Here is an 11722-nt window from a genome sequence, read left to right as displayed (position 1 = left end):
TGGAGGGGCGACCCTCCACACCACCCGGGCCCGGGGCGGGGGCCCTGCGCTCGTTCCTCGCTCCGGGCGCCCACCCCGGGGCAGGGGACTCCGTCCCCCGCACCCCCTGCGAGGGGCTCCGCCCCCTCGACCCCCTTGGGGCTTTGCCCCTTGGCTCCTTTGCTGGCTGGGGTTAGTCGGGCTGGTTTCTGTCTTGGGGGGTGGGGCGCATGCCTGCTCGCATGGCCAGGGTGATGGCCTCCAGGGCCGAGTGCATGCCCAGCTTGGCCAGCAGGTTCTGGGTGTGGGTGCGGACGGTGTTGGCCGACAGGCCCAGGCGGTCGGCGATCTCCGCTCGGTTGAGGCCGTCGACCATGCATTGCAGCACCTCGCGCTCGCGGGGCGTCAGCTCGGCCGGGAGGCGGCCGCCGGCGCCCGGGTCGGGGGCGCCCTCCCGCAGCCGGCGCAGGACCTCGCCCAGGACGTCGGGGGGCAGCCAGCCGCCGCGGCGGGCGGCGCCGCGGATCACCCTGGAGACCAGGTCGGCGCTCTCGGTCTTGGACAGCCAGCCGATCGCGCCGCGCCGCACCGCCAGGACGATCGCGTCCACGTCGCTCATCGCCGACAGGATCACCACCCGCACGTCCGGATGGCGCTCGCGCAGCCGGTCGAGCACGTCCAGGCCGTTTTCCGGGCCCAGCGCGACGTCCAGCACCACGACGTGCGGCCGTTCGGTGGCCGCCAGCGCCAGGGCCCGCCGGGCGTCGGCGGCGACCGGCAGGACGACCAGGTCCGGCTCGCGGCCGAGGCGGGCCGCCAGGGCCTCGGCGAACAGGGCGTGGTCGTCGACGATCAGGACGCGGATGGGCTGCTGCATGGGCACGACGATGGCCGGTCGGGCGCCGGTCCGGATCCCCCAAACGCTGTACGCGTTTCGGTACGGGCGCCGGCGGCATGTCCGGATCGGCCGGATCACCGCAGGTGGGGCCGCGGGGAGAGAGCCGTGCGCGGACGCCCGCCCGCGCCGGAAGGTTCACCCCCGTCCGGAGCCGGTCAGGCGCTGATCGGCCCGTTGACCGCGCCGGGTGCCCTGCCGAAGCTGTGCGTACGGTTCATAGGGGGCTCGATGCGTTCAGGGGAAGCGACATGAAGGTGCTCATCACCGGGGGTGCGGGCTTCATCGGAAGCACGATCGCGTCCGCCTTCGCGGAACGGGGGATCACCCCGGTCGTGCTCGACAGCCTGGTCACCGGACGGCACGAATTCACCGAGGGAAAGATCTTCTATCAGGGCGACATCGGCGACGGCGCGCTGGTCGACGAGATCTTCGCCGCCCATCCCGACATCGCGGTCGCGGTGCACTGCGCCGCGCTGATCGTGGTGCCCGACTCGATGGCCGATCCGCACCGCTACTACCAGGTCAACCTGACCAGGACGCTGGACCTGGCCGGCCATCTGATCCGCAACGGGTGCGATCGGATGATCTTCGCGTCCACTGCGGGGATGTACCGCCCCGAGCCCGACCTGTCGGTCACCGAGCGGTCCGCGCTGGAGCCGCAGAACCCCTACACCCGCTCGAAGATGATGGCCGAGCTGCTGCTGGAGGACCTGTGCGCCGCCTACGGGCTGCGGGTCGTCTCGCTGCGCTACCTTAACCCCATCGGCGCCGACCCGCGGATGCGCACCGGCCTGCAGAGCGCGAAGCCCACGCACGCGCTCGGCAAGATGATCGAGTCGTACGGGCTGGGCGTGCCGTTCCGGATCACCGGGGTGGACTGGGCGACCCGCGACGGCACGGCGGTGCGCGACTACATCCACGTGTGGGACATCGCGCGGGCGTTCTGCCAGGCCGCGGACCGGTTCGACGCGATCGTCCCGGCGGGCGCCGGCGGGTACGAGGTGATCAACCTCGGGACCGGCGGCGGGACGACCGTGCGGGAGCTGGTCGAGGCGTTCCGCGGGGTCGTCGGCGACGGCTTCCTGGTCGAGGAGGCGCCGGCCCGGCCGGGTGACGTGGTCGGTGCCTACGTCGACCCGGCCAAGGCCCGCGAGCTGCTCGACTGGAAGCCGGAGTTCTCCATCGAGGACGCCATCCGCCACTCCCTGGAATGGGCGTCGCGGCGCAGCACGCTGGGTGCCGCCTGAGCCTCGCTAGGCGCGCGGGGTGAGGGTGATCGGGAACTCCGTCACCCCGCGTACGAAGGCGTTCCGGAGGATCCGCGGGCCTTCGGCGTCGGCGCGTCCGGCGGTGCCGACGCGCGCGACGAACTCCTCGAAGAAGATCTGCAGTTCCAGCCTTGCGAGCGAGGCGCCGAGGCAGAAGTGCGGGCCGAGGCCGAACGCGATGTGGTCGCCGGTACGGCGGGTCACGTCGAACGCGTCCGGGTCGTCGAAGACCTCCTCGTCCCGGTTGGCCGAGCCGTACATCAGCAGGACCTGGCCGCCCGCCGGGATCGGCACGCCCCGCACCTCGGTGTCGGCACTCGCGACCCGGCACATGTTGAGGATGGGCGTCGTCCAGCGCACGAACTCCTCGACCGCGCCCGGGATCAGCCCGGGGTCCTCGCGCAGCCGCCGCCACTGGTCCGGATGCGCGATCAGCGCGTCGATCGCGGTCGCGATCACGGTACGGGTCGTCTCCGCGCCGCCGACCAGCAGCAGCAGCGCCTCGTGCGCGAGGTGCTCGTCGTCGTACTCGGGGTCGTCCGGGCCGGCGTTGGCCCAGATCGACATCAGGTCCTCGGCCGGGCAGGCGCGGCGGTCCTTGGCCACCTCCAGGGCGGCGATGGCGAACTCGGCGGCGGCCTCGGTGGACTCCTGGGTGACGTAGCGCAGCCCGCCGCCCGCGAGCACGGCGGTCGCCGACCAGTGCACGAGCCGGTCCACCTGGTCCTCGGGGAAGCCCAGCAGCCAGCCGATCACGCGGGCGGGGAGGGGCGCGGCCAGGGCGGGGACCGCGTCGACCGTCCCGGCCTCCAGCGCCGTGTCGATGCAGTCGACCGCGGTCGCCCTGATCCGGTCGGCGTACCGGGAGACGCTGCGCGGGGTGAACCACCGGTAGACCATGCGGCGCCGCACCGCGTGCTCCGGATCGTCCATCCCGATCATGGACGGGTCGGCCGGCCGCAGCTGCGGCCGGTACCCGCCGGAACTCGTCCAGAGCCTCGGGTCGCGCTCGATCGCGAAGACGTCGGCGTGCCGCGCGATCCCCCACAGCCCGTTGGCCTCGTCGTGGTAGACGGGCGCCTCGGCCCGCAGCTCGGCGTACACCCGCCAGGGGTCGCCCGCGTACATCTCGCCGTCCAGCAGGTCCACGGTCGTGCGCATCGCCTCACTCCTCCGTGCTGACACCTCTGAGCGCGTCGGCGCCGAACATCGGCTCGAACGCGGCGTGGAAGTCGGGCCCGCGGCGCAGATGGTGGCCGCCGTCCACGTTGATGACCTGGCCGGTGATCCAGGACGACTCGGGCCCCACGAGGAACCGCGCCGCCTCGGCGATGTCCTCCGGCTCGCCGACCCGTTCCAGCGGCATGCACGCCAGGTAGTCGTCCAGCACCGGGCCCGGCTCGGTGAACCCGGCGACCAGCTCGGTGCGCACCAGGCCGGGGCGGATCCCGTTCACCCGGATCCCGATCCCGCCCAGCTCGTCGGCGGCCAGCTTCACCAGGTGGTCGACCGCCGCCTTGGACACCCCGTACGCGCCGAACCAGCGGTGCGTGTTGGACGAGGCGATCGACGAGATCGCCACGAAGGCGCCGCCGCCGGTACGGGACATGAGCCGCGCCGCGTGCTTGAGGGCGAGCATCGTGCCGGTCGCGTTCAGGTCCATCGTGTCCCGCCAGGCGGCGGTGTCGAGCTGGGGGAGCGGGCCGATCGAGCTGCTGCCGCCGGCGGAGTGGACCACGGCGCGCAGCGGGCCGGCCTCGGCGGCGGTGCGCAGCGCCGCCGCGATCTGGTCCTCGTCGGTAACGTCGGCCACCGTCCAGCCGCAGCCGATCTCCTTGGCGGCGGCCTCCAGGCGCTCGGCCGTACGGCCGCAGATGGTCACCGCCGCGCCGTCGGCCGCCAGCCGCCGGGCGCAGGCCAGGCCGATCCCGCTGCCGCCTCCGGTGACCAGCGCGGACGTGCCTTCGAGCGTCATTCAGGGCTCCAGAGTGGTTCGGGGGTCTCGAATCCGGCCGGGGCGCCCCAGGCGTTGCGGTGGGTGACCTCGTGCGCGGGACGGCGCGCGGCCACGCCCCACCGGCCGGTGGGGTAGCCGAACGAGACGCAGCAGGACATGGTCCAGTGCTCGTCCTTGGGGACGCCGAGGATCTCGTAGGTCTCGTCCGGGTGGAAGAAGCCCAGCACCGAGGTGAGGGAGCTGCCGACGCCCTCGGCGCGCGCGGCCAGCTGCGCGCTCCAGACGGCGGGGAAGATCGAGCCGCCGTTCGGGTCGAACCGGGTGAAGGCGAACAGGAACAGCGGGACTTCCTCGAAGTGGTCGGCGAGCCACTGCGCCGACCGCTGGACGCGCAGCATCTGCGCGTTGTCCGGCTCCTCGGGGGCGGCGCAGGCGGTCTCCAGCCGGTCCTTGTAGACGGTCTTCCAGAGCTGGTCGATGGAGTCCCGGTACAGCGGCCCGAGCCGGCCCTTGGCGCCGGGGTCGTCGACGAGCAGGAACCGCCAGTCCTGGGCGTTCCCGCCGCTGGGCGCGCGCACGGCGGCGTCCATGATCCGGCGCTGCACCTCCAGCGGCACCGGGTCGGGGCGGACCCTGCGCATGGCGCGGGTGGTGTAGAGGGCCTCGTGCAGGTCCATCGGCGGCTCCGTTCGGAGACGGGTGTCTAGACTAGCGTCACAACCAAGCAAGCGATAGGGCGAAGAACGATCTTCTGGATGCATCCTCGCCCGCGGGCGGCGCGGCGGACAAGGCCCCGCGCGCCCGCCCGCCCGTGCCCGGCGCGCGATGGGAACGGATGTGCGAGAAGATGGCGTCCGTCACCCGATCGGCCATCCCGAAGGAGGCGCGTTGAGCGGCGATGCGCGGTTCACCGTGACCCGGACGCTGAGCAAGGAGCAGCAGGCCCGCCGGGAACGGCTGGTCGACGCCGCCCGGCTGCTGGCGCTGGAGGGCGGCTACCCGGCCGTGACCATGCACGACGTGGCCGACCGCGCCGGTGTGGCCAGGGCCACGGTCTACCGCTACTTCGCCACCAAGGACCACCTGATCACCGAGGTGGCGGGCGACTGGGTGCACCAGGTCACCGACGACATCGACTCGCTCGCGGTCGGCGACACCCCGGTCGAGCGGCTCACCGCGCTGCTGGAGCGGATCATCCGGGTCGGGGCCGAGGAGATCCCGCTCACGTCGGCGATCGTCCAGGCGGTGACGTCCGAGGACTCCTCGGTCGAGGACGACCGGCTGGTGCTGTTCATGACCCTGCGGGACCGGCTGGCCGCCGCGATCGGCGACCCGGTGCCCGAGCGGGACGAGGTCGAGGTCGTCCTCGGCCACGTGCTGCTGGCCGCCCTGGTCAGCCTGACCTCGCTGCGGACCCCGGTGGACGAGGTCGTCGCCATGGTCACCACCGCCGGGCGGCTCGTCCTGGCCGGCGCCATCGCGGGCGCTGCCCCGGCCGCCGCCGGAGCCGCCGGCGCGGAGGCCGCCACCGGGCCGTGACCCGGGTCACTTTCGGGTGCGGCTTGGGAGCGGGGTGTGGGTGCGCGTGTGAGGCACGTCTCACGGCGCTCGTGACTCGGCCTTGGTGTGGCCTTTGTCGCTGAAGGCGCAGGTGAGACGGTGTAGAGGCGGGGTTTTGCCTGCCCTGCTCGGCTAGCGGGCCGTGCCCATGCGGCCGCTCGTCGCGCGTTCCTTCGGGGCTGGGCGGCGCATCGGGAGCGGGGCCCCGTCGGGCCGTACGGGGACCCGTTCGGCGAGGGAGCGGGCCAGCCGCAGGCCCCCGGCCACGCAGAGCGCGAGGGCCAGCACGGCCAGTCCCGCGAGGCCCAGCAGAGCGATCGCCAACAACCCCAGATCCGGCAGCATCGCCGCGTTCCCCTCCCGGTGCGTACGGGTCGATCGGACACGAGAGTCCGAATCGTTCCCCGATGTCGGGAAGAGATGCGGGGTTCGTGTGGTTTTGAACCTGTGTCCGCGTGCTTTGCACCGGATTTGCCACGAGCTAGAAGTTTGATACCTTCTGACCACCTCTGGGCGATGCGCCCCATGCGTCGCCATTGGCAGGCGGGCCGAGCCGACCGGGCCGGATCCCGCCGAACGCGGTCGCGTGTGCGGATCAAGACCCGCGCGAACCGTCCATCCATCTGATCGCAGTGCCGGTGGCCCCTGAACGGCCGCCGGACCGCCGAGTCCGTTCCGCGCCGAAAGCGGCGCCTGGAGCCGGGGACCCAACCATCTGGGGTGAATCGGTGCACGTCCGCGTGCGCTGTAGGGCGACTTCCACGCCCGAATCCGACAGCTAACCCGGTAGGCGGCCATGGAAGAAATCAGGAGACCCCTGCTGTGTCGTTCCGTATCTCTCCCGCTCTGCTCGCCGACCTTCGTACCCGTGCGAGCGAGCTGACCACCCAGACCTTCGCCCTTCGGGGCCGTGCCGCGGCCGGTGTGGCCGGCGGCGCCGCCCTGGGCGTGCTCGCCCTCGGCTCGGCCGTGGGCGCCGCGGCCTCCACCGGCGCCTCGGGCGCCGAGGTCCAGACCGTCGCCGGTGTCGCCGGCGTCGGCAAGGCCGGCCACACCGCCGTCCAGCCCGAGCAGGTGACCGGAAGCGAGGCCCAGAAGGCCACCGGGACCGTCGCCGGCAAGGCCGCCGACGCCCAGAAGAAGGCCGGTTCCGCCAAGAAGGCCACCGCCAACGCCAACTCCGCCACCGCCAAGGAAGTGATCTCCCTGGCCAAGAAGCAGGTCGGGATCAGCGAGGGCAAGGGCGGCCAGACCAAGTTCCACGACTGGTACGTGGGCACCGACAACGCCAAGCTGACCGCCGCGCGCGACGGCGGCAACGTGTCCAGCTACAACGGCGCGCAGTGGTGCAACATGTTCGTGTCCTGGGTCGGCGCGCAGACCGGCGTCAAGGGCATGGGCTGGGACGCCTACACCGTCGAGCACGCCAAGTGGTTCAAGAAGACCGGCCGCTGGGGCCACGAGGCCAAGCCCGGCGCCGTGGTGTTCTTCTCCTGGAACGGCGGCGGCATCAACTCGATCGAGCACGTCGGCCTTGTCGTCAAGGACAACGGCGACGGCACCGTCGACACCGTCGAGGGCAACACCGGCAACGCCGTGAAGGAGAAGACGCGGCAGAAGTCGCAGATCGTCGGCTACGGCTACCCCGACTACCGGAACAGCTGAGCCACTCCCGCACAACCCCTGGTCCGAGGGCGTCCGCACCTGGTGCGGGCGCCCTCGGCGCGTTCTCCGGGCTTCCGAGCGTTCCGGGACAGAACACGAGAATCCGTGAATATTGACGTCCACTTGATCCCGTGTCGACCCGGTGATGGACCTGGCTGGAAATCACTGTCCCGGAACGTCTGAAAGGGGATGGGATGCGGGTCCGGCCGGACGTCAGTGTCGTAGTGATCGCCTACAACGACGCCGGACGGCTGCCGCGCGCCGTCCGCTCGGCCCTGGGCCAGACGCTCGGCGGCGTCGAGGTGGTGATCGTCGACGACGCCAGCACCGACGGGACGGGCGAGGCCGCCGACCGGTTCGCGGCGGCGCACCCGGGCCGGGTCCGGGCCGTCCACCTGCCGGAGAACTCCGGCGGCTGCGGCCGCCCCCGCAACACCGGCGTGGAGCTGGCCCGCGGGGACCGGGTGATGTTCCTCGACAGCGACGACGTCCTGGACCGGCACGCCTGCCTCACGATGGTCGCCGCCGCCGAGGAGACCGGCGCCGACCTGGTCTCGGGCCTGTGCGTCCGGTCCCACCTGGGCCCGAAGGCCCGCGAGACGCCCTGGTATCCGCGGCTCTACCGGCGCCGCGCCGTCCACGACTCCGTCCTCGACCATCCCGACCTGCTGTACGACACGCTCTCCACGAACAAGTGCTACCGGCGGGACTTCCTCCTGGATCGCGGGCTCCGCTTCGTCGAGGACCTGCACTACGAGGACCTGCTGTTCTCGGCCGAGGCGTACCTGGCCGCGGACCGGATCGCGGTCGTCCCGCACCGGGTCTACACCTGGTACGTGGAGGCGGACGCCGACCGCCCGTCGATCTCCAACCGCCGCCGGGAACTGCGCAACCTGGCCGACCGGCTGGAGATCCACCGCCGTATCGACCGGGTGTTCCGGGCGCACGGGGCGGCGGACCTCAAGGCGGCCAAGGACGTCAAGTTCGTCAACCACGACCTGCTCCTCTACCTCGACGACCTGCGGGCCCGCGACGAGGAGTACCGGCGGCGGTTCCTGGAGCTGGCCCGGCCGTACGTCGCCGGCCTGGACCCCGGGACGCTGGCGGCGGCCAGGCGGCTGCCCGCGATCGCCGCGTACATGGTCGGGCGCGGCGATCTGGAGGGCGCGATCTCCGCCGCCGAGTTCGCCCGCAAGAAGATCCCGGAGCTGCGCGCCGAGCTGGTCGAGCACGAGGGCCGCGTCTACTGGGGGGAGCGGCACCTGCGGGACGGGCCGGGCCGGGAGATCCTCGACGTCACCGCGCTCGGCATCCACGCCCGCCCGCTGACCGAGCTGCGGCCCGCGACCACCGCGACCGCGCTGCGCCGCGCCGGCCGCCGCGCGCGGCTGACCGGCCTGGTCGCCAACCCGCTCGGCCGGGTGCCCGCCGGGGCCCGGCTGCGCGGCGAGGTGGAGCTGCGGGACCGGCGGCACCGCCGCCGGACCGTGCGGTTCCCGGCGGAGTTCGCCCACCGCGGCGACGCGATCGAGTTCCGCGCCGGGCTCGACACCGCCCGCCGGGTCCGGCCGATCGGGCTGGTCGACCCGCTGTGGGACGCCCGGCTGATCATGCGGGTGAACGGCGACCGGCTCGTCCTCCGGATCGGCCTGGCGGGCGGGGGCGCCGGCGTGACCGGTGTGCCGCTGCCGGTGCGGCCGCGGCTCACCCGGCTCGCGGGCACGCGGCTGAGGCCGTACGAGACGGAGGCGGGGAACCTGTCGTTCGTCCTGGAAGGCGGCGGGCTGCTGACCGAGCCGTTCAAGGCGGCCCTCCGTGCCCTCCGCCACAGCCCGGCCTTCCGGCGGGCCTGGCGGGGGCTGCGCCGTGCGGAACGGTCGGCGCGCTCCCTGCGGGCGGCGCTGCGGCGCCGGCTCACCGCCCGCAAGACCAAGATCGCCGTCTTCAACCGGGTCCTGTCCAGGCTTCCCGTCCGCAAGGGCACGGTCGTCTTCGAGAGCCATCTGGGCAAGCAGTACTCGGACAACCCCAAGTACATCTACCGGGAGCTGCGCCGCGCCGGCGTCCCCGTGCGGGCCTACTGGTCGTACGAGGGGAGCCCCAAGGGCTTCCCGAAGGACGCGGCGCTCGTGCGGCGCGGGTCGTGGGCCTACTTCCGGGCGCTCGCACGGGCGGAGTTCTGGATCGACAACCAGGGCTTCCCGGAGGGGCTGCGCAAGAGGAAGGCGACGACGTACCTCCAGACCTGGCACGGCTCGGCGTACAAGCTGATGGGGTTCGACCAGCCGGCGCTGAAGAACGCCACGCGCGCCGAGCAGCAGCGGTTCCGGCGGGCGGTGGAGCGCTACGACTGCTTCCTCGTCCGTTCCGCGCACGACGAGCGGACGCTGGTGCCCGGCCTGGGCGTGACCGCCGAGCTGCTCCCGGCCGGCTACCCGCGCAACGACCCGCTGGTGCGGGGGAGCGGCGGCGATCCGGAGCTGGCCCGCGAGCTGGCGGACCTGCGCCGCGAGCTGGGGCTGGACGACGGGCGCACGGTCGTCCTGTACGCGCCGACGTTCCGGGGCGGTCCGGGCGGGCGGCCGGTGGCGCGGGCCGGGCTGCCGTTCGACGCGGCCAGGTTCGCGGCCGAGCTGGGCGGCGAGCAGATCATGCTGGTGCGGCCGCACTACCTGTGCCGGACCGTGGTGCCGCGCGGGCTGCGGCACGCGGTCCGGGCGGCCGGCCACATCGCCGACGTCACGCCGCTGCTGCTGCTCGCGGACGTCCTGGTCACCGACTACTCGTCGGTGATGTTCGACTACGCGCTGCTGGATCGCCCGATGATCTTCTACACGCCGCCGGAGCCGGAGCCCGCTCCACCGCCCGGCCGGGCCTGGGCGCCGCGCGGCCGGGAGAGCCCGGGCGGCTACTTCGACCTGGCCGCGCACGCCCCCGGCCCGGTCGTCGAGGACGAGGACGCGCTGTTCGGCGCGCTGTGCAATCTGGACGCCGTCCGGGACGACTACGCCGGCGCGCGGCACGCCTTCGCCGACCGCTACGGGGAGCACGACCAGGGCACCGCGGCCGCGGCGGTCGTCGGCCGGTTCTTCGGGAAGGGGGCGCGCCGTGGCTGACGCTCGCGGCAGGGGACGGGACGTCTTCATCGTGTGCAACAACGTGGAGGAGATGGGCGGCGTCCAGCAGTGGGCGCACGGCCTGGCCCGGCTGATGTCCGGGCGGGGCCACCGCGTGATCCTCGTGGGCATCACGCGCGCCCAGGTCCCGCACGACTTCGGCGGCCCGTACGGGGAGGCGCGCCCGTACAAGGTGGAGCACCTGCACGAGACCTGGACGCTTCCCGCCCTGCCGTGGCGGCCCCGCACGTTCCGCGCGCGCGCCGACGTCCGGGCGCGGCTGAGGGACGGCAGGCGTGCGGCGGCCGTGCGGCGCGGCGCCGAGCGGCTGTCGGAGCTGTTCGCCGGGGCCCGGCCCGGAGGCGTCGTGATCGTCGCTCAGGTCTGGGCGATGGAGTGGGTGGACCTCGCCCGCACGCGGGGGCTGCGCGTGGTGGGGATGTGCCACGAGTCGTACCAGGCCAGCCGCCGCTCGTCCCGCTACGCCCGGGTCAGGGAGCTGTACGCCGGGGCCGACCGGATGCTCGCGCTGACCGCCGAGGACGCCGACGCGTGGGCGCGCGACGGGATGGCCAACGCCGACCACATGCCCAACGCGCTGCACGTCCGGCCCGGTTCCGTACCGGCCGAGCGGGAGCCGGTGGTCGTCTGCGTGGGGCGGCTGGCGCACGAGAAGGGCGTGGACCTGGCGATCGAGGCGTGGGCGGCGATCGCGGAGCGGCACCCGGAGTGGCGGCTGCGGCTGTACGGGACGGGCCCGCGCGAGGACGACCTGCGCGCGCAGGCCGCCCGCCTCGGCGTCGCCGGCTCGGTGGAGTTCGCCGGGGTGACCGCGGACGTGCCGGGCGCGCTGGGCCGGGCGTCGGTCTTCGCGCTGCCGTCCCGGCAGGAGGGCCTGCCGATGGCGCTGCTGGAGGCGATGGCGGCGGGGCTGCCGGCGGTGGCGTTCGACTGCGCGCCCGGGGTCCGCGACCTGGTCGCCGACGGCCGGAACGGGCTGCTGGTCCGGGCCGGCGACACGGCCGCGTTCGCCGCCGAGCTGGAGCGGCTGATCACCGATCCGGCGCTGCGCGCGCGGCTGGGCGGGGAGGCGCCGCGCGCCGTGCGCCGGTTCGATCCGGAGGCGGTGCTGGACCGCTGGGAGTGGCTGTTCGGCCTGCTCCACCGCGGCCTGCCGCCGCTGACCGTGCCGCCGCCGGCGGCGCCCCGCGGCGCGACCGCCCCGGCGCTGGGGATGGACCCCGTACGCGACGACCGATTGGACCTGTGAAGCGCGGGC

At 73.6% G+C, this 11722-nt stretch carries 10 protein-coding genes and 1 riboswitch; of the genes, 5 read left to right on the top strand and 5 right to left on the bottom strand.

Features of this window, described 5'->3' with window-relative positions:
* Positions 1-172 precede the first annotated feature (172 nt).
* Positions 173-856 (bottom strand): response regulator transcription factor, encoded by a 684-nt coding sequence (locus AB0881_RS30490; RefSeq protein ID WP_366622397.1) that lies wholly within the window; start codon positions 854-856, stop codon positions 173-175.
* 269 nt (positions 857-1125) lie between these two features.
* Here AB0881_RS30490 and galE point away from each other — a divergent pair, with 269 nt between their 5' ends.
* Positions 1126-2124, top strand: a complete 999-nt coding sequence (gene galE, locus AB0881_RS30485; protein ID WP_366622395.1) for a UDP-glucose 4-epimerase GalE — start codon at positions 1126-1128, stop codon at positions 2122-2124.
* 6 nt (positions 2125-2130) lie between these two features.
* Here the strand turns inward: galE and AB0881_RS30480 are convergent, their stop codons facing one another.
* From AB0881_RS30480 to AB0881_RS30470, 3 genes are read right to left on the bottom strand one after another with little or no spacing between them, the layout of a single operon-like run.
* Entirely contained in the window at positions 2131-3306 is a 1176-nt protein-coding gene (locus AB0881_RS30480) for a cytochrome P450 (RefSeq protein WP_366622393.1), read from the bottom strand.
* 4 nt (positions 3307-3310) lie between these two features.
* The gene (locus AB0881_RS30475; RefSeq protein ID WP_366622391.1) at positions 3311-4120 is read right to left on the bottom strand and encodes an SDR family oxidoreductase; all 810 of its coding nucleotides are present in this window, start codon (positions 4118-4120) and stop codon (positions 3311-3313) included.
* A complete protein-coding gene (locus AB0881_RS30470) occupies positions 4117-4779 on the bottom strand; it encodes a nitroreductase family protein (RefSeq protein ID WP_366622389.1) in 663 nt (220 codons plus the stop codon). Before AB0881_RS30470 ends, AB0881_RS30475 begins: the two co-directional genes overlap by 4 nt.
* Positions 4780-4990: 211 nt before the next feature.
* Here AB0881_RS30470 and AB0881_RS30465 point away from each other — a divergent pair, with 211 nt between their 5' ends.
* Complete coding sequence (locus AB0881_RS30465) at positions 4991-5641, top strand: TetR/AcrR family transcriptional regulator (RefSeq protein WP_366622387.1); 651 nt, start codon at positions 4991-4993, stop codon at positions 5639-5641.
* A 153-nt stretch (positions 5642-5794) separates the two neighbouring features.
* On the opposite strand, the gene AB0881_RS30460 is transcribed toward AB0881_RS30465, so the two are convergent.
* Complete coding sequence (locus AB0881_RS30460) at positions 5795-6007, bottom strand: hypothetical protein (RefSeq protein ID WP_366622386.1); 213 nt, start codon at positions 6005-6007, stop codon at positions 5795-5797.
* Between the two features lie 323 nt (positions 6008-6330).
* Positions 6331-6470, top strand: a riboswitch (cyclic di-AMP (ydaO/yuaA leader).
* 14 nt (positions 6471-6484) lie between these two features.
* On the opposite strand from AB0881_RS30460, the gene AB0881_RS30455 reads away from it, so the two are divergent.
* From AB0881_RS30455 to AB0881_RS30445, 3 genes are all read left to right on the top strand, one after another.
* On the top strand, positions 6485-7327 hold the full coding sequence (locus AB0881_RS30455) for a CHAP domain-containing protein (RefSeq protein WP_366622384.1): 843 nt from the start codon (positions 6485-6487) through the stop codon (positions 7325-7327).
* A gap of 194 nt (positions 7328-7521) precedes the next feature.
* Positions 7522-10443, top strand: coding sequence for a CDP-glycerol glycerophosphotransferase family protein (locus AB0881_RS30450; RefSeq protein WP_366622382.1), 2922 nt, complete (start codon positions 7522-7524; stop codon positions 10441-10443).
* On the top strand, positions 10436-11713 hold the full coding sequence (locus AB0881_RS30445) for a glycosyltransferase (protein WP_366622380.1): 1278 nt from the start codon (positions 10436-10438) through the stop codon (positions 11711-11713). Before AB0881_RS30450 ends, AB0881_RS30445 begins: the two co-directional genes overlap by 8 nt.
* Positions 11714-11722 lie beyond the last annotated feature (9 nt).

This window comes from Spirillospora sp. NPDC029432 (assembly GCF_040703975.1).
Classification (GTDB): domain Bacteria; phylum Actinomycetota; class Actinomycetes; order Streptosporangiales; family Streptosporangiaceae; genus Spirillospora.
This window is presented reverse-complemented; position numbering and strand designations above follow the sequence as displayed.